The following is a 22,095-nucleotide window of genomic DNA, read 5'->3' on the forward strand; positions in this document are numbered from 1 at the left end:
TAGTGCTTTTTTTGAGTTTTTAGTAATTTATAATCTTTGATTTGCCTTCTTCTTAACACATAAACCAGTTTTTATTGGTTATCTTGCCTTTTTTCAATCAAAAAACAAACAACAATGTTCCTCTTAGCTTTAAATCAAAAAAACATCAATGATATCATCGATTTTAGTCAATTGAATAGTATCTACAAATGGTTTTTTGATCATCTTCATTTTTTACATCTAGAAGACCATGAAACACACGTGGTCACAACGATTGTTTTACTTCTTGCGTTTTCCCTTGTGATGTTTACGTTAGATTATATACTAAAAAATATATTCATAGTCATTGCTCGAAAATATGCCGCTTTATCCAAAACACAACTAGATGATATCATCATCAACAATAAAGTCCTGCACAATATCACCCATTTTATTCCAGTAGCTTTAGCTCGCATTTTGTTTCCTATCTTTTTCATGGGATTTCCCAATGTCATCAATTTCGTTTTATCGCTAACCAATATCTTATTCGTTATCGTTATTACTTTACTATGTCGATCTATTATTCGGACAGTTAGAGATTACGCCAAAACCAAACCGCGTTTAGCGGATAAACCCATTGATAGTTATACACAAGTTGCGAGTATTATTCTTTACTTCTTTGCAGGAGTGATCATTTTTTCTACTCTTACGGGAACAGATCCTATTAAGTTCTTAGTGTCTTTAGGAGCTGCCTCTGCAATTTTAATGTTAGTCTTCAAGGACACCATTATGGGATTTGTCGCGAGTATACAAGTGTCTACTAACGACATGGTTCGCGTGGGGGATTGGATTGAAATGGCTAAATTTGGTGCAGATGGAACAGTTTTAGAGATCAACCTCAGTACAGTAAAAGTGCAGAACTTCGACAAAACGATTACAACGATCCCCACTTACTTACTGATTAGTGATTCCTTCAAAAACTATCGCGGTATGCAAGTTTCAGGAGGAAGGCGAATTAAAAGAAGCATCAATATCAAGATGTCATCCATTCGCTTTTTAGAATCATCAGAGCTCAATGAATTAAAGAAAATTCAGCTGCTAAAACCTTATATAGAAGAGCGTCAAAAAGAAATCGACGAATACAACATCAATACAAATGCCGATCAATCAATGCCTGTTAACGGTCGTCGCATGACGAATATTGGTTTGTTTCGAGCCTATGTATTGCGCTATGCACAACAAAACCCAAACATACACAAGGAATATCATTTGATGGTTCGCCATTTGCAACCGACGGAGCACGGACTACCTATAGAATTGTATATGTTTACGAATAGTACCGTCTGGGCATTCTACGAAACGGTTATGGCCGATATGTTTGATCATGTCTTAGCTGCTATCGACTACTTCCACTTAGAAGTATTTGAACTTCCTTCCTCTGATGATGTAAGACAATTTATTGCCAATAGTCAAGATTCAACTACAAATCCATCTTAATCATACCAAAAAAAGCTTCGAGACTACTCTTGAAGCTTTTTTTATTACTGTTCTAGTTTGTGAATAATTTTCTCAATCTTCTCTTCCGTAGCGGTTAATTTTTTTTTGCAAAAAACAATCAACTGAGAAGCGCGTTCTACTTTTTCGGCAAGTTCATCTACCGTAACTTCATCATTTTTCAATGCAGTTAAAATTTGATCTAACTCATTTGCTGCGGTTTCATAAGTAAGTTTCTCCATTGCTCTATTTCTTCTATGTGATCTATTGTTATCTTATACTGTTTGTTGTAGAGGATTATTTCCAATTCATCTCCCTTTTGCAATACGGTTGATGCAGTGACTACCATATTTTGATGTCGAACAACAGCTAACCCCTTTTTTAAAAGGTGACCTAAATCGTATAAAGATAAGATTTCCTCCGTTTGTCCGAGTCTCCCTTTTGCTTGGGTAACTTTATGCTTGAAACGCGCTAAAATTACCTCTTGTAACCCCTTTGTTTTTTGCTGTTCTACCACTAAGCGCTGTTTAGCCCATAACGTCAATCGCGTAGAGCGATCGGATAAAACATGTCCTTCTTTTTTTAATCTAGTGTTTACTTGCGTTTCTATCGCTAATTCAACGAGATATAATTCATTTGTTTCCTGTTGAATCAATTGCTTAACAACATAAGATAATGCTGTTGTTTGAGCATCTAAATCAGCTTGACTTTCGGTAATACTGAACTTACTCATTCGACCGATGTTCTCTTCTAGTTGAAGTATGTTTGCTTGACTCTGTGCGACATATCGTCGACTTTGCATTTGTATTCCTTTTGCGCTTTGCGTTAAAAACACGTCAAACTCTAGAGCCAAAGCTAAAATAAAAGCAGCTACAGCGCTTGGGGTTTTAAAATGCGTATGCGCAACATAATCTACAACCGTATAATCCGTTTCATGCCCGATTCCCGTAAAAACGACAAAAGGCATTTGAGCAATCGCTGCTGCAACTTCATAAGCATTAAACACATCCAAGTCAAACTTTGACCCACCTCCGCGAATTAACACAACGGCATCATAACTTCCTTGAGCGATCACTTCCAATTGCTTGACAATACTCTGTACGGCTCCTTCTCCTTGCACTTGTGTGTCACAACACGTTAATTCAAAGGAGAAATTATAGGGATTCTGTTGTAGATGCTGTATAAAGTCCGCATAACCAGACGTACCCACAGAAGCAACCACGGCAATATTTTGGATAACCAAAGGTTGGCTGATCTGTTTATTTAGCGCGATCAACTTATGTTGTTGCAAGCGCAATAAAGTCTGTTGTTTTTTCCTTTCTATCTCTCCGAGACTAAAGGCATAATCAACGTGAATCACATGCAAGGAAAATCCAAAAACAGGATGAAAAAGAGCCTCACCATAACATAAAATTTCCGCACCTTCTTTGACTACTTTCTCTAAATCATCCCCTCCATCAATAACACAGCGCTCTACATTTCTACTCCAAATCGTCGCTCTACACTTGGCTAAAACCTGATCCTCTACTTGCTCAACGAGTTCTAGATAATAATGCCCGCGCCGATCTTTATTTACCTTGAGAACCTCTACCTTAACCCAAAAGTATTTGCCCAGCATCAGTTCGTCAAAAACTTGCTGTACACGATTGAGAATGGCGTGTAAAGAGAATATTTTTCGCGTGTCTTGCATAAGAGAAATAAGAACGAAAATACAAAATTTTAGAGGACTACCCTTTCTTTTTTCAATTTGATTCACGCTACATCATCTGGACAAATACAACTCATCCCAAGAGGAAAACTACTCACTTACAGGTTAATTGTCAGAACAAAACTTTATATTTGTCGCCACATTTTAATCCTATTCTTTATGACATCAGTAAAAATTATAAATAAATCGCAGCATCCATTACCTCATTATGAAACTATGCAATCAGCGGGAATGGATTTAAGAGCTAACCTTTTAGAGCCCATCACATTAAACAGCCTAGAAAGAGCCATTGTTCCTACAGGATTGTTTATCGAATTGGCTGACGGATATGAAGCACAAATCAGACCTAGAAGTGGTTTAGCTGCAAAAAAGGGAATTACTTTATTAAATTCACCAGGTACTATTGATGCGGATTACAGAGGTGAAATTGGCGTTATTTTGGTCAATTTATCCAAAGAGCCTTTTGTAATTGAAAATGGAGAGCGCATTGCCCAGATGGTTATTGCAAAATACGAACAAATCCAATGGGAAAACACAACAGAACTATCTGAAACAGCAAGAGGAACAGGTGGTTTTGGAAGCACTGGAACAAAATAAAAACAAAAAATAAGCTAAAAAAATGAAAATTATTGTACCTATGGCTGGACGAGGATCCCGTTTACGTCCACATACCCTTACGACACCGAAACCTTTAATTCCAATTGCTGGTAAACCTATTGTACACCGCTTAGTTGAAGATATTGCAAAAGTTTTAAACGACAAGATTGAGGAGATTGCCTTTATCATACACGAAAGTTTTGGCAAACAAACGGAAAAAGATTTAGTGGCAATTGCTGAAAAATTAGGAGCAAAAGGAACGATATGCTACCAGAATGAGGCATTGGGAACGGCTCATGCTATTTTGTGTGCAAAAGAGAGTATGACAGGTCCCATCGTTGTAGCTTATGCCGACACTTTATTCCGCGCAGATTTTAATTTAGACAAAACAGCAGATAGTGTTATTTGGGTAAAACAAGTAGAAGACCCGAGTGCTTTTGGCGTGGTGCAATTAAACGATAAAAATGAAATTGTTGACTTTGTAGAAAAGCCCGCTACCTTCGTTTCTGACCTAGCGATTATAGGTATTTATTACTTCAAAAGTGGAGAAACACTACGCAAGGAATTGGAGTTTTTACTTGACAATAATGTTATTAAAGGAGGTGAATACCAGTTGACAGACGCATTAGAAAACATGAAGCAAAAAGGCATGCGTTTTGTTCCCGGTCAAGTAGAGGAATGGATGGATTGTGGAAATAAAGATGTAACTGTCGATACCAATAACCGCATGTTAAACTTCCTAGAAGCTGAAAGCAGCAATTATGTATCCACTTCTGTTCAAATAGAAAACAGTACAATCATCCCTCCTTGCTATATTGGAGATAACGTAGTATTGAAAAATGCAACCATTGGTCCGAATGTTTCCTTAGGAGATCATTCTAAAGTAGAAAATGCGACCATTAAAAATAGTTTGATTCAAACCCATGCCTACATAGCAAATGCTAATTTAGACAATGCCATGATTGGAAATCACGCAAAATACAACGGAAACCACACCAACATCAGTATTGGTGATTATTCTGTCTTAGACTAAAAAATACTAAATCCGTTTTAAATTCCTTTAAAACGGATTTTTTTTATCTATATTCGATATACAAATTCCATTACTCTAAAAATTATGAAAAAAATCACTTTTATACTCCTTGCCGGATTACTAATTATGAGTTGTAAAAAAGGGAACGACGGATTTCTTTTACGAGAGTCAGATGCAAAAAAATCAAAAACAGCTTTGGTTATTTTGAATGATCACGCTAAAAATGCGCAGCAATTCAAAACAGTAATTCTTCAAGGAACGGCACAGTATAAAGATGAGTTTGAAAACAGAAAAGTGGGAATGGAAGTCTTAATCGAAAAAGACAAGCAAATTCAGATCAATATTCGCTATGCGGATATTCTCATTTTCAAGGCGTTAATCACACCAGAAAACATACAATATTTCAACAAGTTAAACGAAACTGCATTTCAAGGAGGGTTTGATATCCTCACTCAATTTGTCGGCACACCTATCAATTTTAATCGCATGCAAAATTTGCTATTAGGTCAAGTTTTAGATAGTCAAGGTGATACAGCATTCGTCTCCACCATTGAAGAGGGATTACACAAAATCAGTAGTACCCAAGAAGCAGAACTACAGTCGACCTATTTCTTTGAAGATGAAAACAGTTTATTGAAAAAAGAATCAATTGAAGAACGCGATTCCAATCGAAAAGTAACAATAGCCTATCCTGGTTATCAAAAAGTCAGTTCTTTCATTGTTCCAACTGCAGTAAACATTCAGGCCGAAGAAGGAGAAAAAAACTTAAATTTAGACATCCGTTATCAAAAAGTTACCTTTAACGAAGATTTACGTTTTAATTATAGCGTTCCTAAACGATACAAAATGATTAATTTGTAAAAATTCCGTAATATTGTAAGGTTTAAGAAGTACATTGCTATGAAAAAAACCTACTGCTCTATATTGTTCATTTTAATGACATTGCCTTTATGTGCCCAACAGAAAGAGACACAAGAACAGTTGGAAAAACGAAAGCAACAGATTATTATCGAAATAAAATCTGTGCAACAACTCCTTCATAGAGAACAAACCAAAGAGCGCAATATCTTAGCTGAGATTGAAGAAATCAATCAAAAAGTTACCTTAAACAAACAGTTGATTAACAATGTGCGCAAGCAAATTAATATCACAACCAACACTATTGCTAAAAATCAGAAAGAGGCGAATGCGTTAGCCAAAGAGTTAGATCAGCTGAAGAAAGACTATGCACAAACCATTGTAAAAGCTTATAAAAGCAGATCCAATCAGAGTAAGATGATGTTTATTTTATCTTCTGAAAACTTTTTGCAGGCCTATAAACGCGTACAATACCTAAAACAGTATGCTGATTTTCGAAAAGAACAAGGGGAAGAGTTAAAAGAAAAGACCCTTTTATTAAATGAAGCACTTGCCAAGTTGGAAGTTGAAAAAGAGAAACAGCGCAAATTATTAGCGGAACAAGAGTCGAATGAAAAAACCCTACAACGCGATTTAACGGAGCAACAAAGTTTAGTTTCTTTGGTCAAGAAAGATCAGAAAAAGTTCAATGAGCAGATCAAGAAAAAGCAAGACGAGACCAAAGCGATTGACCGCAAGATTCAGCAATTGATTCGAGAAGCCATTGAGGAGGCAAATAGAAAAGCGAGAGAAGCGGCTGCAAAAGCGGGTAAATCGACTACGAAATCAACCACAAAATCAACTAATGCTGCTACATTTGAGCTAACACCAGAAGGTAAATTAGTTGCCGATAATTTTAAGGCCAATCGAGGCAAACTACCTTGGCCTGTAGAAAAAGGATACATTTCTTTAGCTTATGGAGATCAACCCCACCCGGTGCAAACGCATTTGACCATTCACAACAGTGGAGTTGAAATCACTACAGAGGCCAATGCCAAAGCACGAGCCATTTTTGAAGGAGAAGTACTACAAGTCCAAGTCTTATCAGGAGGAAATAAAGCCGTTTTAATTCAACATGGTGATTATATTACCGTTTACCAAAACTTACGCGACGTTACAATTAAAAAAGGCGATAAGGTTAGCCTAAAGCAAACCATTGGAACAATTAACACAAACAGCACTGGAAAAACTGTTTTAAAATTCTTACTTTCGCATAACTCCAATATTGACAACCCTCAAAATTGGTTGAGTAGAAGTAACTAAACGCATTTTTATCCTATGAGTAATGCCGTAGCCTTTAATCTTTTACAGTGGGTTCGCGAAAACAAAGACTTACTGAAACCACCTGTATCCAATAAAAACCTCTTTGTAGAGGCGAAAGATTACATCATTATGGTTGTTGGGGGGCCCAATAATCGCAAAGATTTTCACTACAATGAGAATGAAGAGTTTTTCTTTCAGTTGGAAGGAACCATCTACATAGACATTCAAGAAGACGGCGAAAGAAAGCGCATTACCTTAAATCCTGGAGATATCTACCTATTACCGGCAAAGATGCCACATTCACCTATTCGAACTGCAAATTCAGTAGGACTCGTTGTAGAAACCAAAAGAAAAGAACCACAGGCGAAAGACGGATTAATTTGGTATTGTGAGAACTGCAACGAAAAATTATATGAAGTATATTTTGAATTAACGGATATAGAAAAAGATTTTTTACCTCATTTTACTCATTTTTACAATTCGGAAGCATTGCGCACTTGCGCGCACTGCAACTGCGTCATGGATGCCGTTCCTTAGAAAAGAAAGGACCAACAAATACAACACAAAAAACCATCATTTTATTATTTTTGAACAAACAGACAGGTATCACTAACAACCTAATTATAATTTCACAGTTTACGCAAAATAAAAGTTACATTTATTTCAAATAATTGTCAACAACCTAATAATAAAACAAAATGATGTGTTTTTATTAACACCTCTTAGCTAAAATTATTTTTATATCTTAGCGAAGAACTATCTTATAAACTATAAAAGAAGAATAATGGCAACAACAAATGACCAATTTGGAATTTTGGATGCGATGAAGCATTTAGGACTTGAAGAAGTAAACAACGGTACTTCAACGGGTTTAAATTCATTTTCTAACGGAAGAATTATCGAATCATACTCACCTGCAACTGGTGAATTAATAGGAAAAGTAAAAGCTACAACAGCTGAAGATTACGAAAAAGTAATGCAAACGGCACAAGAGGCTTACAAATCTTGGAAATTAGTTCCTGCACCGAAAAGAGGAGATATCGTTCGTCAAATCGGAGAGGAATTACGCGCCAATAAAGAACACCTTGGAAAACTTGTTTCTTATGAAATGGGTAAGAGTTTACAAGAAGGTTTAGGTGAAGTTCAAGAAATGATTGACATCTGTGATTTCGCAGTGGGATTATCACGTCAATTGTACGGATTAACAATGCACTCAGAAAGACCAATGCACAGAATGTATGAGCAATGGCACCCAATCGGAATTGTAGGTATTATTTCTGCTTTCAACTTCCCTGTGGCTGTTTGGAGCTGGAACACGATGATTGCATGGGTTTGTGGAGACGTATGTGTATGGAAGCCAAGTTCAAAAACACCTTTATGTGCGGTAGCTTGTCAAAATATTATTGCTAAAGTATTCAAAGCGAACGACATCCAAGAAGGAGTATGTAACTTAGTTGTTGGAAATGAGTGTGGAGATTTAATGAACAACGACCACAGAATTCCATTAGTATCTTTCACAGGATCAACTCGTATTGGTCGTCACGTATCAAAAACAGTTGCTGAGCGTTTTGGAAACACCATTTTAGAATTGGGTGGAAACAACGCAATCATCGTTTCTGAGCATGCTGATATTAACATGGTATTAGTTGGAGCAGTATTCGGAGCAGTTGGAACAGCAGGACAACGTTGTACTTCAACTCGTCGTTTAATTATCCACGAAAGTGTTTACGATAAAACAATCCAAGTATTACAAAGTGCATATGCGCAATTAAAAATTGGAAACCCATTAGATGCAGCAAATCACGTTGGACCACTTATCGACAAAGGAGCGGTTCAAGATTACTTAGATGCAATTGAAAAAGCGAAAAAAGAAGGTGGAAAAATCATCGTTGAAGGTGGTGTTGTAGAAGGTGCTGGATATGAAAGTGGTTGTTATGTAAAACCATGTATCATTGAAGCTAAAAACGAATTTGAAATTGTTCAAGCAGAAACGTTTGCACCAATTTTATACGTAATGAAATACAGCAACATTGAAGAAGCTATTGCTATGCAAAATGGTGTTCCTCAAGGATTATCTTCTTCAATCTTCACAAACAATATGCGTGAGATGGAGTTATTCCTTTCACATGCAGGTTCTGATTGTGGAATTGCGAACGTTAATATCGGTACTTCAGGTGCTGAAATTGGTGGAGCTTTTGGAGGTGAAAAAGAAACAGGTGGAGGACGTGAGTCTGGATCTGATGCTTGGAAAGCTTACATGAGAAGACAAACCAACACAATTAACTACGGAAGTCAACTTCCTTTAGCACAAGGTATTAAATTTGATTTCTAATCAAATTCAAACATAAAAAAAAAGACGTCTCAAAAAAGACGTCTTTTTTATTTTATATGTTGATCGAACTAAAAGCGATAGCCTATCATTATTCCTGCATTGAATTCAATTGCAGAAAAACGATCATTTACCTCGCTGCTGAAGTTTCTTGCTACATTAACGAAAGGTTCGATTGCGAAAGAATCACCCATCGTCCATTTATGACCAAAACCAATTCCGACAATAAAGCTGTTCATATCCGTTTTCACACGAGCTACACCGTCAATCTCAGCTATGTATTTGTCTTCTTTAAAATTACCAAAGCGATACTTAATAAAAGGGGAAACAGAATATCCACTTCCATTAGCACCATTAGCACCACCGAAGTAATACTTGTAGTTTAAAGCTAAACTCGTTGTGTTGAACTTTTGATCCTTTGATTTACTTTCGTGATAATAGGAAAAGCGATCCATAAAATGTACATCAACCCCAATCGACTGGTTATGATCAATAAAATGCTCATACCCCAACTCAACAGAGGGTATAACGATCGTATTAAGAATATTAATCTTAACCTCATTTACAGCTTGCGCCTTTACACCCAAGATGCTACCAATTAAAAAAGCAGCTGCGATTATTTTTTTCATTTTTTCTAAACTTTTGCTTACAAAGATATAATTTTTTACCCTAATTGTGATTTCTTCCGACTTCATTAGGGTATAAATCTACAAGACAATCACTTTGCCAAAATTCTTTCGTATCAATATCCATTAGGCTGATTTTTCCAAGAAAAGCAGCTCCAGTATCCATATTCCACACATTGGCAAAATTTACAGGCTGATCAAAGCCAAAATGCGTTACTGGTGTATGTCCGATGTAAATCTCTTTGTGAAATTTTAATCGTCGCGGATAAAGTTCACTACTTTCATCTAAGTGAGGATCCATCGCCATGACCATTTCCCATAACGTCCGATCCCAATAGAGATATTCCTCAAAAAACTCCGCTTTAATTCCACGTGGATTTGTAAAACCCGCATGAACAAAGAGGCGATTTTCTTCATCGATATAGTAATTTTCTAACTGTTCAAAAAAAGCTAAATGCTTGTTTATAACCGCTTCACTTACTTTTTTATAAGCAGCAACGGAAGCGTCTCCCCCGTTTTTAAACCACTGTGGATTTTCTTCTCGGGTCTTCAACCACTTAGTCAATAAACTCTCGTGATTTCCCCTTAAAAACACACATTGATTCGTTTGCGCTATTGTGAATAAAAATTCAACTACTTCGGGTGACTCACTCCATCCATCTACATAATCTCCCAAAAAAATAAGCTGATCCTCTTGTGTTACGTTGGCTCGTTCAAAAAGTTGTAGTAACCCTTTATATCCTCCATGAATATCACCAACAACCAGTGTTCTACTCATAAGTTTCTGTTTCGTATTTAAGCTTTCGCAAGATACGCATAACTTGTTTAAAGCCATTAAACAACTCGGGATCATTCGCAAACTTTAAATAATCTTTAACCGAAATAAGCTGCTCTTTCGCTTGTTCAAAGCCATTTAAATAGCACAGCATCATATTGTAACACAATTTATTCAAGACGCGTTCTTCCTTATTAGTCAAACGTTCTTCCCTCTGTATCTTATAAATTACCTTCACGCTATTTCGATAAATATGTTCTAGGATATTTTCATTGTACTTCGGCGGCTCAAACAGCATTTTACTTTCCATTGCATAACTGCCATTATCGTAAAACACAAGTCGAACTTCTTCAAAAGGATAATAACTCGTACCGTCGTTTAACCCTAAATTTAGATACTCCGTCAACACAAATGACGCTGTATCGTAAAATAGCGTAACCACGTCTAAGGACGAATAAAACAACTTAATTTGTTCATTGACAAACTCAACATCCATGCGAGAGTAAAAAGGAATTCCTCGTATATTCATCTTTTTTCCCATCCAACAAATGACAAATTGTTCCTTAAACACTTTGTAATTCGCGTGAATGTCTTTCGAAGAATGTGTCATATAGCGAACCACACTATCGAGTACATCCTTTAAATTATTTTGAGAATTTTTTTCAACACTTTCGACATCATTTTTATTGCCATTATAAAGCAAGGGACCATCGGGAACAGAGGTACTCCCTACTCTTGAAAAATACATCCCTTCAGCAATTTCTCCTATCGCGCGTTTAAACGTCGTGAGTTCCACAGTAGGAAAGATCGTTACCAAGCCAATTACCTTATCTTCTGCTAGATCCGTAAAAGTTACATTGTCATAGGTAATACTAGGGGGATTAGAAAAATAAGCATTAACTAAATTTTGAATTTTGCTGTCATCATAGAAATCAACGCCGACTAATTCGTTGTTATTATCCTCCACTCCAACGATAATAAATGAATTATTTTCAGGATTTGAGTTTGACAAGGCACAAATATGTTTTAAAAATTTTGCTTTCCCCGATTTGGTATGTAAATTTAGCTGCCGTTTCTTATCATAGAAACTATTCTCATCATATTGAGCTAATAGATTTTTAATAAGTAATCGCTTATTAATCATTGCAAATTATTTTTTGTTCTTAAAATTATAAAAAGAAACCCATAAATCATGCCCAAATGTTGAAGTGCTCCTTTAGATTTAACCATCTATTAACAACTTTGTAGCGAATATTTTTTGAATTTGCATGAATAATTAAATGAGCGTTATTTTCAGACAAAACTTTTATTATGGAAACACTTGGATCAAATTACGATATTCGAGAATTAAATGAACTAATAGAAAGAGAAAGTGCTTTTATTGACATCCTAACCATGGAGATGAATAAAGCGATTGTTGGTCAAAAGCACATGATTGATCGATTGTTAATTGGATTACTAGGACAAGGACACATTTTGCTAGAAGGTGTGCCAGGACTAGCTAAGACCCTAGCCATCAACACCTTGTCAAAAGCCGTACACGGATCGTTTAATAGAATTCAGTTTACACCAGATTTATTACCTGCCGATGTAATCGGAACGATGATCTACAACGTAAAAGAAAATGACTTTTCTATTCGCAAAGGACCTATTTTCGCGAACTTCATTTTAGCGGATGAGATTAACCGTGCTCCAGCAAAGGTGCAGTCTGCACTTTTAGAAGCGATGCAGGAAAAACAAGTTACAATTAGCGACACGACATATCCCTTAGACAAACCCTTTTTGGTTATGGCGACCCAAAACCCAGTTGAACAAGAGGGGACGTATCCCTTACCTGAAGCTCAAATGGACCGTTTCATGTTAAAGACGGTAATTGATTACCCAAAACTAGAAGAGGAGCGCCTTGTTATCCGCCAAAACCTTGCAGGAGAAAAACAAACGATTAATCCTGTTGTTACGCTAGAACAAATCAAACGTGCGCAAGATGCGGTAAAAAAAGTATATATGGACGAAAAGATCGAAAAATATATACTTGATATCATTTTTGCAACGCGTTATCCAGAGCAATTCAAGCTTGAAAAGTTAAAACCGTTGATTAGTTTTGGTGCTTCTCCACGTGGAAGTATTAATTTAGCGACAGCTGCCAAATGTTATGCGTTTATTAAGCGAAGAGGTTATGTTATTCCGGAAGATGTTCGCGCTGTAGTTATCGACGTCTTGCGTCACCGTATTGGTGTTACCTACGAAGCAGAAGCAGAAAGCATTACCTCTGTTGATATCATCAATCAAATTGTAAACGAAATAGAAGTGCCATAGTTGTCCCCAACTAGATCTAACTTCTGTTTAATGAACAATTACTACCCTTCAAGGGAGTAATTATATTTGAATAATTCTTTTACAATGGAAACCAAGGAAATTTTAAAAAAGGTCAAAAAAATTGAGATCAAAACCAAGCGTTTGAGTGATCATATTTTTTCTGGGGAGTATCACACTTCCTTTAAGGGGCGTGGTATGACTTTTTCTGAAGTGCGACAGTACCAATTTGGCGACGATGTTCGCGCCATTGATTGGAATGTTACTGCGCGTTACAACGAGCCGTATATTAAAGTTTTTGAAGAAGAGAGGGAGCTTACGCTCATGCTTCTCGTAGATATCAGCGGATCGGAAAACTTTGGTTCTTCAGATGCCTTTAAACAAGAGATTGTAACAGAAATCGCCGCTACATTAGCCTTTTCTGCCACACAAAATAACGACAAAATTGGACTTATTCTGTTTTCAGACCAAATAGAATTATTCGTACCGCCCAAAAAGGGAAAAACACATGTCTTGAGAATCATTAGAGAGCTAATTGATTTTACGCCAAAAAGTCAGCAAACAGACTTGGCACTTGCCCTGTCCTATTTGTCTAAAGTGATCAAGAAAAAAGCCATTGTTTTTATCTTGTCCGACTTTATCACACCGCCTTATGAAAGCACCTTAAAAATAGCCGCCAAAAAGCACGACATCACGGGAATTCGCATTTATGATCAACGAGAAAAAGAGCTTCCCAATGTTGGTTTAATCAACGTGTACGATGCGGAAAGCGGTAAAGAACAATTGATCAATACAGGTAGCAAAGAAGTTAGACTTCAATACGCGGCTCATTTTTTAAAACAAGAGGATCAATTCAAGAAAACGTTTTCAAAATGTGGTGCAGGAGTAATCAATATGCGTGTAGACGAAAGTTATGTAAAAAAATTATTAGGGTATTTCAAAGCTAGATAAAATGACACTGAATAGAACTAAATACAATCTTTTAAGCGTACTTATTCTTTTGTTATCATCTCAGTTGATGTTAGCTCAGGTGCCTCTTGAAACAAAAGTAGATACTACTTCCATCAAGATAGGGGAACCTATTCAATATACCATTCGAGCCATTGCCCCGAAGAGCAGCAAAGTTCTTTTTCCTGAATCGGAGACGCTTGGTTCCTTAGAAGTATTGGACTCCTATCCGATTGATACCATTACAAAAGACAACTTCTTCGAATTGACGAAAAAATACGAATTGACTCAGTTTGACGAAGGTAGCTATACGATTCCAGCGCTGCCCATTCTCATCGATTCAAAACCGTACCATACAGATTCTATACACATTCAAGTACAAAATGTAGTAGTAGATACTTTAAAAACACCACTATACGATATCAAGTCAATTTCAAAAGCAGGTGCTGCCCCTTCTACTGGTTGGTACTACTTGGCTTTTCTTATTTTAGCGCTTCTAATCGGAATTGTCGTGTACTTTTTTATTAAAAAGCTACAAGACAAAAATTTAACAGAAGACGACAAGTACAATACTCCTTTTGAGAAAGCGGTTACGAAGCTCAAACAATTGGAAGAAAAGCAAAATTGGACTCGTGGTGATGCCAAGCCCTATTACTCAGAAATGACGGATATTGCACGTGCCTTTATCGAAGACACTTTTGGTATTTCAGCACGTGAGCTAACGACTTTTGAAACGATTTCCATCTTAAAAAATACCCTTCGCGACAAAGACATCAAAATTGATCCTAAAATAATCAATGAGTTTAAACGCGTATTAGGTACTGCGGACTTAGTGAAGTTCGCTAAATCACAACCTTCCGATAATGAAATTGCAGGAGATACAGCTAATACACAAAAGATCATCAACGAAATCAATACAGCTTATCCTATTTCTGCAGCGACTCAAACGGAACGCATTCGATTAAGAGAAGAGCGCAAGAGAAAAAGGAAGAGAATACGCCTTGGAATTCCGAGTGCAATAACGGCAACGCTTATGCTGTGTACAGGTATTATCTATTTGATTAATATTACCTCGGATCAAAATTTAAATTTATTTACATTTAATTCCACTAAGCGCCTACTCAATCAAGAATGGATTACAAGTACATATGGCAGTGGTCTAGGTCTAACCGTGAGCACACCGGAAGTATTAGTTCGAAAAAATGATCCAACCGTAAACAACAGTGGTATTGATGGTATTGAGAATATCCAACAATTCAGAGAAGGAGAATTAGATGAATCTATTTTCCTTACGCTGAGCACAATAGAAACAAGCAAAGACTTTAAATACACCGATGAGGAAATCATCGATCATTCACTGAAGTTAATCACGAAAGAGTACGCAGTAGATCAGATTGAGATTGCACATGAAAAGTTCGAAAATGCTTCTGGATTAACAGGGTTAAAAGCAAAAGGAACCTTGGTTCTTCAATCGGAAAAAACCAAAGGAAAAGAGCACAAAATAACCTTTGCGTGTGTATTAAGTCACGAAAATAAAAACGTTTTAAATCAAATGTGGATTTTCCACGATACGGAAGATCAATATGCAGATGAAATTACCGAAAAGGTATTCGACTCTATGCAATACAAACAAGAGAAGTAATTATGAGAAATGTAACCTTTTTACATCCTGAATTCTTTTGGTTGTTTCTACTATTACCGCTTGTCATTTTTATTTGGTATAGAAACAGAAAAAAACAAAAAGCAACACTAAAGTTGAGTTCAACAGCGGCTTTTGCAGGTCATTCTACTTTTTTAGTTCGCTTATTACCTTTGTCTATTCTTTTGAGAACGCTGGCATTAAGTGGAATCATCCTAGCACTAGCTCGACCACAAGTAATTAGTGTTGATCATCAGATCCATTCTACCCATGGGATTGACATCGTAATGGCGATGGATATTTCGGGTAGTATGTTAGCTCGAGATTTAAAGCCTAATCGCTTGGAAGCGTTAAAAGAAGTTGCCGCTGACTTCGTCGGTCAACGAGTAGCAGATCGCATAGGAATTGTTATTTATGCCGCAGAAGCCTATACGAAGACACCGGTTACCAGCGACAAAACGCTACTCTTAAATTCATTGCGCGATATTAAATATTCCGATGATTTAAGAGATGGTACAGCAATTGGTGTTGGATTATCAACGGCTATTAATCGCATTAAAAACAGTCCTGCCAAGAGTAGAGTTATTATTCTCTTAACGGATGGGGTTAACAATACAGGAACAGTAGATCCTCTAATGGCTACTCAAATTGCCAAAGAATTCAACATTAAGATTTATACCATTGGAATAGGAACCAATGGACTAGCAGAATCACCCGTAGGTATACGCCCGAATGGCGATATCATCTACGATAAAATTCCAGTTGAATTGGACGAGGCTTTAATGAAAACAATCGCAAAAGAAACGGGAGGTCAGTACTTTAGAGCAACGAATACACAAAGTCTTAAAAATATATATGAAGAAATCAATCAGCTAGAAAAAACGAAAATCGACGAGCAGAAATATGTAAATACAGATGAAAAATTTAGGCTATTCGCACTTCTTGCGTTTTTCTTATTAGCCTTGGATTTTATTCTGAGCAAAACACTTTTTAGAGGATTTATTTAACAGCATTATGTGGGAATTAGACGACAAAAAATATTTTCTATTACTAATTGCAATTGCAGTAATTGCACTGCTTATTGTATGGGAAATACTGTGGAAAAAGAAGGTGCAAAAGACATTTGCTACGGCGAAAGCACTACAAGCATTAGCGCCTAATAAATCAGCGAATAAACCAATTCTAAAAGCGTGTTTATATTTTGCGGCGTTAATTTGTTTAGTATTGGCTTTAGTCAATCCAAAAATAGGCACGCGCATTGTTACGGTAAAAAGACAAGGGGTGGATATTGTTTTTACCTTAGATGTTTCCAAGAGTATGTTGGCTCAAGATATGGCTCCTGATCGCCTATCTAAAATGAAGCAACTTACCTCTCAAATCATCAATAGTTTAGGCCCAGATCGAATTGGAATTGTAGGCTATGCAGGAAGTGCATTTCCTATGTTGCCCATTACAACGGATCATTATGCGGCAAAAATGTACTTGCAATCGATGAATACAGATATGGTTTCTTCTCAAGGAACAGCGCTAGAAGATGCTATTCACGTGGCGAGTAATTACTTTGACAATCCAAGAACAAGCAAAGTGATGATTCTTATCTCTGATGGGGAAGATCACGGAGAAAACATTGATGCAGCAATCCAAATAGCAAAAGATAAAAAGATCAAAATTATTACGATTGGTGTTGGAACTGAAAAAGGGGGGCCTATACCTATGCGAACGGCCAAAGGAATAGAATACAAAAGAGATTGGGACAATGAGATTGTCACTACCAAATTAGATCCTGCTACACTCAAACACATTGCAGATGCCACTGGTGGAAAATATTTCTATGGATCAAATACACAAGAAATCGTTGATCTGATTACCCATGAGCTAAATAAAATTGAGAAAACAGATTTCGAATCCCAACAAATTGCAGAATTTCAGTCGCAATTCCAGTGGTTTTTAGGTCTTGCCTTTTTGTTTATTTTCCTTGATTTATTTATTCTTGAACGCAAAACGAGTTGGATGAAGAAATTGAATCTCTTCAATGAAAAAGAATAATGCTTATACTTGTAACAAAATGAAAAATATATATTTCTCCTTTCTATTGCTTTTTTTCACCTCATTGACATGCTTTGCTCAATCGGCAGGTCGTGCTTTGACTATAGGAAATGAAACCTATGAGCACAAGCAATTCAATCAATCTGAAGCGGCTTATCGCATTGCTTCTTCTAAAAGCGAAAAAAAAGAAACAGCAACCTATAACTTGGGGAATAGTTTACTTCGCCAAAAACAAAGCAAAGAAGCTATTTCTGCTTACACTAGAGCGACAAAAGAGGCTACTACAAAAGAAGCAAAACACCGCGCTTTTCACAATTTAGGCAATGCTTATATGGCTGAAAAAAACTATAAAGCAGCAGAACAAGCTTATAAAAATGCGTTGAAAAATAATCCAAAAGACGATGAAACTCGTTATAACTATGCTGTAGCGAAAAAGCTAAACGAGGAAAATCCGCAAAATGATCAAAATCAGGATCAAAATCAGGATCAAAATCAGGATCAAAATCAGGATCAAGATCAAGACAATAAGGACCAGAATCAAGATAATAAAGATCAAAACCAGGATCAGAATCAAGAGAACAAGGACCAAAACAAGGACCAAAACAAGGACCAGAATCAGGATAACAAGGATCAAAACCAAGATCAAAACCAAGATCAAGACAAAGACAACAAAGGAAACGATAAGAAAGATCAAGGAGAGGACCAAAAAGACAAAGAGGACCAAAACTCCGATCAAAAACAACAGCCTAGTCCACAACAGCAACAGAGCAAAGAGCAAATGCAACGTATATTAGATGCAGTAAACCGCGATGAACAAGCGGTTCAACAACGTTTAATTGACAAGAATAAAAAAGGAGACAAAAAAGGAGAGGCACAAGGGGTTTCTACGCAACGTAAAAAAGACTGGTAAGCTTTAAACTATGAGATCATTATACTTACATATTGTATTTTTTTGTATTCTCTTCACACAGCCGCTACTAGCTCAAGTGAGCTTTGAAGCGAGTGTGAACAAAGAACAGGTACCTTTAAACGACGTGATTCAAATCGAATTTACGATGAATAGTGATGGAGATAATTTCTCTCCACCTTCCTTTGATGCCTTTACTGTTGTTGGAGGGCCAAGTAGTTCGGTTAGTTATTCTTGGATTAACGGTAAAAAATCGTTTAAAAAGTCTTATTCATTTCTTTTACAACCCAAGCGAAAAGGAAAATTCACCATTGGCAAAGCGAGTATACAGATTGAGGGTGAAATCCTTACTACCAATCCAATTACCCTAACAGTTACGGACGCGGTTGAACGCCAAGATCCTCGTCAACGCATGAATCAAATGCAACAGGGATCCTTAGATAAAGTGCACTTGGTTGCAGAAGTATCTAAAACAAAACCGTTTATTAATGAACCTATTACCATTGTATATAAGCTGTATTTTAATGCCAATGTAGGAGGATATCGAGGCAATCAAATTCCAACCTATGACAAATTTTGGACCTACAACATTGAAATGCCACAACGCCCGGAGTTAAAACAGGGCAAATACAAAGGAGAGCCTTACAATTACGTTATCTTGAAGCAAGATATCATTATGGCTCAAGAAGTAGGTAAACAAGTCATCAAGCCTTTATCATTAACCGTACAAGTAGAAGTTCCGACAGGACGTCGAGATTTTTTTGGTTTTCCTGAATATGGTTTAGTAGAGAAAGAGTATAGCTCTCAATCGATCACCATTGATGCACAAGGCTTACCACAAAAAGATAGGCCCGCTGATTTTTCTGGTGGAGTTGGAGAATTTGCCTTTAAAGTAACCCCTTCCAAACAAGAAGTTAAAGCGGGAGAATCGCTCAATTTGACGGTAAGTGTATCAGGGAAAGGAAATCTAAATTTAGTCACCCTTCCTACACCCGTTGCACACTCTGCCTTAGAGGTATACGATCCACAATATTCAGAAAAATTAACCCCAACAGCTTTCGGGTTACAGGGAAATCGAACCAATAAATACACCATTATACCCCAGTATAAAGGAGAATACAACATTGAACCAATGGAATTTTCTTATTTTGATTTAACGTCAAAACAATACAAAACCATTCAAACCGATACGATTAAAATCACTGTTTTAGATGGTCCGACACTACCGACTAACAAAGAGATGGCAGGAACAGATGGTATTGATGAGCAAGATTTTTTCCAAAAAAACAAAGCAAACTTGACCTTTGTTGAGCAACAGAAATCGTCATACTGGAAAACTTCGTTATTCTATTTCTTGCTATTGGCACCTCTTGTAGCCATGCCTTTATTTGTATTACTTCGTCGCGTTAAAGAAGCAAGAGCCAATGATGTGGAAGGAAATCGATTGAGAAGAAATAATCGTTTGGCCAAAAAATACTTGAGTGAAGCGAAAAAACAAATGAATGACAAAGCGCTCTTCTATGAGGCTTTAGAACGTTGTTTACACAACTTTTTAAAAGCAAAATTGCAAATGGAAACGAGTGAAATGAGCAACGATAATATCGCGGAGATCTTAGAGAAAAAAGCCATTACAACAGAGGCGATTGAATCCTTTATGCGTCTTAAAAATGCTTGTGAATGGGCGCGTTATACCCCAACAGAACAAGTCAATATAGCAAAAGATTACGAAACGGCGATTGATGTTATTGATCAATTGGAAAAACAATTTAAAGCCTAATGAAAAAGTTAACTTTTTATCTTGTATTTGCTTTGTTTGGCATAGGAACCTATGCACAACCAACGGATTGGCAAAAGACTTTTGACAAAGTAAATGAGACTTTTCAAAAGGAACACTATAAAGAAGCTATTGAAGGTTATATTGCCTTGGCACAATTTTACGACAATTCACCTGAATTGTACTTTAATCTAGCCAATGCATACTACAAAACAGGAAACTATGTTGAGGCGGTTTACTACTATGAAAAAGCCTTGAAATTAGCTCCAAATATGCAAGAAGCGCAAACTAATCTCAATTTTACAAAGGAACATTTAGAAGATGATATCACAATCATTCATGACTATGACAAGGCTGCTATTGCTCATCAAACATTGGGTAAGCTATCCGTTGATGGTTGGGCTATTTTAGCTACTGTTTCTAGCTTAGCGCTATTTGCATTCTTTATTGTCTTTTACCTTACCCCCCGCAGTGCTTTAAAGCGATTTTTATTTGTGGCGATGTTGCTAAGTGTTGTGGTAGGTGCCGTTAGTATTTATGCTGCTGTATTTGAAGACAGCTATACCGAATCCTTAGAAACAGGTATCGTATTCGCTGCCAAAACAGACCTTAAAGAAGAGGCTAAAACAACCTCAACAACAATAAAGGAATTACACAAAGGCACGAAAGTGTTTATCCTCGATCGAAAAGGTTTATGGCTTGAGATCCGATTAGAAAACCAAGAAACGGGGTGGATTAACAAAGATGTTATTCGAGCAATTTAAATAGATTCGGGCGTAGGTGTTTGTAAAACCTCTACGCTTTTTTCAAATAAATGCGTTACCATATCGAACAAACTTGGAAAGATATGTTCTGACACGAACAAATAAACTTGGTAACTCTTTGCACTAGCTAAGGTTTCAGGACTAATGACTGTCAATCGGCTATTCAGCTGATCCAAAATAGAATAGAACAGGCTCATAACCAAAACAACCACTAAAATCTGAAAAAGTGCGCCTAGAATGCGATTAAAAAACCCGAGAAAAGCAGCTTCAAAGATCTTCGTGGTAAGTTGAGCGGCTAATCGCACCGCTAGAATAGCTAATACAAAAGCAAGAATAAAAGATAAAACGGGTAAGAAGCTAGACTCCCATCCCCATTTATGCTGTAAAAAATCTTTGATTACATTAGAAAATTTTAGCGCTCCTATTGTTCCAATCAACAGGGATAGAAAGGCAACTACCGATACAAAAAAACCGTTTTTCACCCCTTTAAACACACCAAAAATCAAAGCCAATAAGGCCAATATATCGAATATCATTCCTTCTACATTTTAGAAACTACTAAATTATTATTTTTTCTATAAATCTTCGTCATAACTAAATTGTATCTTTGTTTCATCAAACAAACAACAATATGGCAAGAGATGAACATTTAAAAAAGCGATGGGACGATGTAGTACAGAAGATATCTACCCGCTTTGGAGATGGCGAAGTCCTTGATCTAGAATCAATCATCTATCTTATTGGTGTTCAAGAACTCGGTAAAATTAAAAAACGATATAAAAAAGACGATAAAGTTAATTTGATGCATATCGCTATATGCCGCCTACTTGAACCCTACGGATATTATGAATTTGATCACTACGACGACGACGGTTGGCCACACTATACGGTAAAAGAACAGCTACCTGCATTAAGAGCAGGAGAACAAAGCGTCTTGATGAAAGAAGCAATTGTCCATTACTTCTTAGAGCGAAAATATATTGACTAAACCTGGATAAATAAAAAATTTAGCATGCTTTAAATT

The 22,095-nt window shown here is 36.6% G+C and carries 22 protein-coding genes; 16 read left to right on the forward strand and 6 right to left on the reverse strand.

The features are described from left to right. Positions 1-114: 114 nt before the first annotated feature. A complete protein-coding gene (locus ACPDG9_RS07215) occupies positions 115-1,455 on the forward strand; it encodes a mechanosensitive ion channel family protein (RefSeq protein ID WP_430527083.1) in 1,341 nt (446 codons plus the stop codon). A 44-nt stretch (positions 1,456-1,499) separates the two neighbouring features. Here the strand turns inward: ACPDG9_RS07215 and xseB are convergent, their stop codons facing one another. Both xseB and xseA read right to left on the reverse strand, forming a co-directional pair. Continuing rightward, a complete protein-coding gene (xseB, locus tag ACPDG9_RS07220; protein WP_430527084.1) occupies positions 1,500-1,694 on the reverse strand; it encodes an exodeoxyribonuclease VII small subunit in 195 nt (64 codons plus the stop codon). Continuing rightward, positions 1,655-3,142, reverse strand: a complete 1,488-nt coding sequence (gene xseA / locus ACPDG9_RS07225) for an exodeoxyribonuclease VII large subunit (RefSeq protein ID WP_430527085.1) — start codon at positions 3,140-3,142, stop codon at positions 1,655-1,657. The genes xseB and xseA overlap by 40 nt, the downstream gene beginning before the upstream one ends. A gap of 177 nt (positions 3,143-3,319) precedes the next feature. Here xseA and dut point away from each other — a divergent pair, with 177 nt between their 5' ends. The 6 genes from dut (at position 3,320) to amaB (ending at position 9,282) form a co-directional block, all read left to right on the forward strand. After that, positions 3,320-3,757, forward strand: coding sequence for a dUTP diphosphatase (gene dut, locus ACPDG9_RS07230; protein WP_430527086.1), 438 nt, complete (start codon positions 3,320-3,322; stop codon positions 3,755-3,757). A gap of 22 nt (positions 3,758-3,779) precedes the next feature. Then, on the forward strand, positions 3,780-4,790 hold the full coding sequence (locus tag ACPDG9_RS07235) for a sugar phosphate nucleotidyltransferase (RefSeq protein WP_430527087.1): 1,011 nt from the start codon (positions 3,780-3,782) through the stop codon (positions 4,788-4,790). An 84-nt stretch (positions 4,791-4,874) separates the two neighbouring features. Next, on the forward strand, positions 4,875-5,651 hold the full coding sequence (locus ACPDG9_RS07240; RefSeq protein WP_430527088.1) for a DUF4292 domain-containing protein: 777 nt from the start codon (positions 4,875-4,877) through the stop codon (positions 5,649-5,651). Between the two features lie 39 nt (positions 5,652-5,690). Further along, complete coding sequence (locus tag ACPDG9_RS07245) at positions 5,691-6,950, forward strand: murein hydrolase activator EnvC family protein (RefSeq protein WP_430527089.1); 1,260 nt, start codon at positions 5,691-5,693, stop codon at positions 6,948-6,950. 15 nt (positions 6,951-6,965) lie between these two features. Then, entirely contained in the window at positions 6,966-7,487 is a 522-nt protein-coding gene (locus tag ACPDG9_RS07250; protein ID WP_430527090.1) for a 3-hydroxyanthranilate 3,4-dioxygenase, read from the forward strand. 247 nt (positions 7,488-7,734) lie between these two features. Continuing rightward, positions 7,735-9,282 (forward strand): L-piperidine-6-carboxylate dehydrogenase, encoded by a 1,548-nt coding sequence (gene amaB / locus ACPDG9_RS07255; RefSeq protein ID WP_430527091.1) that lies wholly within the window; start codon positions 7,735-7,737, stop codon positions 9,280-9,282. Positions 9,283-9,350: 68 nt separating this feature from the next. Here the strand turns inward: amaB and ACPDG9_RS07260 are convergent, their stop codons facing one another. From ACPDG9_RS07260 to ACPDG9_RS07270, 3 genes are read right to left on the reverse strand one after another with little or no spacing between them, the layout of a single operon-like run. Continuing rightward, positions 9,351-9,908, reverse strand: coding sequence for a DUF3575 domain-containing protein (locus ACPDG9_RS07260; RefSeq protein WP_430527092.1), 558 nt, complete (start codon positions 9,906-9,908; stop codon positions 9,351-9,353). 40 nt (positions 9,909-9,948) lie between these two features. After that, complete coding sequence (locus ACPDG9_RS07265; RefSeq protein ID WP_430527093.1) at positions 9,949-10,683, reverse strand: metallophosphoesterase family protein; 735 nt, start codon at positions 10,681-10,683, stop codon at positions 9,949-9,951. Then, entirely contained in the window at positions 10,676-11,824 is a 1,149-nt protein-coding gene (locus tag ACPDG9_RS07270) for a DUF5929 domain-containing protein (RefSeq protein WP_430527094.1), read from the reverse strand. Before ACPDG9_RS07270 ends, ACPDG9_RS07265 begins: the two co-directional genes overlap by 8 nt. A gap of 167 nt (positions 11,825-11,991) precedes the next feature. Between ACPDG9_RS07270 and ACPDG9_RS07275 the strand changes: the two genes are divergently transcribed. From ACPDG9_RS07275 to ACPDG9_RS07310, 8 genes are all read left to right on the forward strand, one after another. Further along, the gene (locus tag ACPDG9_RS07275; protein WP_430527095.1) at positions 11,992-12,996 is read left to right on the forward strand and encodes an AAA family ATPase; all 1,005 of its coding nucleotides are present in this window, start codon (positions 11,992-11,994) and stop codon (positions 12,994-12,996) included. 84 nt (positions 12,997-13,080) lie between these two features. Further along, on the forward strand, positions 13,081-13,944 hold the full coding sequence (locus ACPDG9_RS07280) for a DUF58 domain-containing protein (RefSeq protein WP_430527096.1): 864 nt from the start codon (positions 13,081-13,083) through the stop codon (positions 13,942-13,944). A gap of 1 nt (position 13,945) precedes the next feature. Then, positions 13,946-15,583: a BatD family protein gene (locus ACPDG9_RS07285; RefSeq protein WP_430527097.1), complete on the forward strand. Its 1,638-nt coding sequence runs from the start codon at positions 13,946-13,948 to the stop codon at positions 15,581-15,583. Positions 15,584-15,585: 2 nt separating this feature from the next. After that, positions 15,586-16,587, forward strand: a complete 1,002-nt coding sequence (locus tag ACPDG9_RS07290; protein ID WP_430527098.1) for a vWA domain-containing protein — start codon at positions 15,586-15,588, stop codon at positions 16,585-16,587. Positions 16,588-16,594: 7 nt separating this feature from the next. Next, complete coding sequence (locus ACPDG9_RS07295) at positions 16,595-17,626, forward strand: vWA domain-containing protein (protein ID WP_430527099.1); 1,032 nt, start codon at positions 16,595-16,597, stop codon at positions 17,624-17,626. 19 nt (positions 17,627-17,645) lie between these two features. Beyond that, positions 17,646-18,536 (forward strand): tetratricopeptide repeat protein, encoded by an 891-nt coding sequence (locus ACPDG9_RS07300; protein ID WP_430527100.1) that lies wholly within the window; start codon positions 17,646-17,648, stop codon positions 18,534-18,536. A gap of 10 nt (positions 18,537-18,546) precedes the next feature. Further along, a complete protein-coding gene (locus tag ACPDG9_RS07305) occupies positions 18,547-20,310 on the forward strand; it encodes a BatD family protein (RefSeq protein WP_430527101.1) in 1,764 nt (587 codons plus the stop codon). After that, positions 20,310-21,071: a tetratricopeptide repeat protein gene (locus ACPDG9_RS07310; RefSeq protein ID WP_430527102.1), complete on the forward strand. Its 762-nt coding sequence runs from the start codon at positions 20,310-20,312 to the stop codon at positions 21,069-21,071. Before ACPDG9_RS07305 ends, ACPDG9_RS07310 begins: the two co-directional genes overlap by 1 nt. Here the strand turns inward: ACPDG9_RS07310 and ACPDG9_RS07315 are convergent. Continuing rightward, positions 21,068-21,607: a CvpA family protein gene (locus tag ACPDG9_RS07315; protein ID WP_430527103.1), complete on the reverse strand. Its 540-nt coding sequence runs from the start codon at positions 21,605-21,607 to the stop codon at positions 21,068-21,070. The genes ACPDG9_RS07310 and ACPDG9_RS07315 overlap by 4 nt on opposite strands. Before the next feature lie 95 nt (positions 21,608-21,702). Here ACPDG9_RS07315 and ACPDG9_RS07320 point away from each other — a divergent pair, with 95 nt between their 5' ends. Further along, on the forward strand, positions 21,703-22,059 hold the full coding sequence (locus ACPDG9_RS07320) for a hypothetical protein (protein WP_430527104.1): 357 nt from the start codon (positions 21,703-21,705) through the stop codon (positions 22,057-22,059). The last annotated feature ends 36 nt before the right edge of the window (positions 22,060-22,095 follow it).

Source organism: Myroides sp. C6-3, from assembly GCF_050522425.1.
Classification (GTDB): domain Bacteria; phylum Bacteroidota; class Bacteroidia; order Flavobacteriales; family Flavobacteriaceae; genus Flavobacterium.

Excerpts from the sequence above, each read along its gene's own strand:
- ACPDG9_RS07295 (WP_430527099.1), top strand. The coding sequence starts at position 16,595 with ATGTGGGAATTAGACGACAAAAAATATTTTCTATTACTAATTGCAATT.
- xseA (WP_430527085.1), bottom strand. The coding sequence starts at position 3,142 with ATGCAAGACACGCGAAAAATATTCTCTTTACACGCCATTCTCAATCGT.
- xseB (WP_430527084.1), bottom strand. The coding sequence starts at position 1,694 with ATGGAGAAACTTACTTATGAAACCGCAGCAAATGAGTTAGATCAAATT.
- ACPDG9_RS07285 (WP_430527097.1), top strand. The coding sequence starts at position 13,946 with ATGACACTGAATAGAACTAAATACAATCTTTTAAGCGTACTTATTCTT.
- ACPDG9_RS07245 (WP_430527089.1), top strand. The coding sequence starts at position 5,691 with ATGAAAAAAACCTACTGCTCTATATTGTTCATTTTAATGACATTGCCT.
- ACPDG9_RS07280 (WP_430527096.1), top strand. The coding sequence starts at position 13,081 with ATGGAAACCAAGGAAATTTTAAAAAAGGTCAAAAAAATTGAGATCAAA.
- dut (WP_430527086.1), top strand. The coding sequence starts at position 3,320 with ATGACATCAGTAAAAATTATAAATAAATCGCAGCATCCATTACCTCAT.
- ACPDG9_RS07215 (WP_430527083.1), top strand. The coding sequence starts at position 115 with ATGTTCCTCTTAGCTTTAAATCAAAAAAACATCAATGATATCATCGAT.
- ACPDG9_RS07290 (WP_430527098.1), top strand. The coding sequence starts at position 15,586 with ATGAGAAATGTAACCTTTTTACATCCTGAATTCTTTTGGTTGTTTCTA.
- ACPDG9_RS07300 (WP_430527100.1), top strand. The coding sequence starts at position 17,646 with ATGAAAAATATATATTTCTCCTTTCTATTGCTTTTTTTCACCTCATTG.
- ACPDG9_RS07270 (WP_430527094.1), bottom strand. The coding sequence starts at position 11,824 with ATGATTAATAAGCGATTACTTATTAAAAATCTATTAGCTCAATATGAT.
- ACPDG9_RS07265 (WP_430527093.1), bottom strand. The coding sequence starts at position 10,683 with ATGAGTAGAACACTGGTTGTTGGTGATATTCATGGAGGATATAAAGGG.
- ACPDG9_RS07275 (WP_430527095.1), top strand. The coding sequence starts at position 11,992 with ATGGAAACACTTGGATCAAATTACGATATTCGAGAATTAAATGAACTA.
- amaB (WP_430527091.1), top strand. The coding sequence starts at position 7,735 with ATGGCAACAACAAATGACCAATTTGGAATTTTGGATGCGATGAAGCAT.
- ACPDG9_RS07235 (WP_430527087.1), top strand. The coding sequence starts at position 3,780 with ATGAAAATTATTGTACCTATGGCTGGACGAGGATCCCGTTTACGTCCA.
- ACPDG9_RS07305 (WP_430527101.1), top strand. The coding sequence starts at position 18,547 with ATGAGATCATTATACTTACATATTGTATTTTTTTGTATTCTCTTCACA.
- ACPDG9_RS07250 (WP_430527090.1), top strand. The coding sequence starts at position 6,966 with ATGAGTAATGCCGTAGCCTTTAATCTTTTACAGTGGGTTCGCGAAAAC.
- ACPDG9_RS07310 (WP_430527102.1), top strand. The coding sequence starts at position 20,310 with ATGAAAAAGTTAACTTTTTATCTTGTATTTGCTTTGTTTGGCATAGGA.
- ACPDG9_RS07240 (WP_430527088.1), top strand. The coding sequence starts at position 4,875 with ATGAAAAAAATCACTTTTATACTCCTTGCCGGATTACTAATTATGAGT.
- ACPDG9_RS07260 (WP_430527092.1), bottom strand. The coding sequence starts at position 9,908 with ATGAAAAAAATAATCGCAGCTGCTTTTTTAATTGGTAGCATCTTGGGT.
- ACPDG9_RS07315 (WP_430527103.1), bottom strand. The coding sequence starts at position 21,607 with ATGATATTCGATATATTGGCCTTATTGGCTTTGATTTTTGGTGTGTTT.
- ACPDG9_RS07320 (WP_430527104.1), top strand. The coding sequence starts at position 21,703 with ATGGCAAGAGATGAACATTTAAAAAAGCGATGGGACGATGTAGTACAG.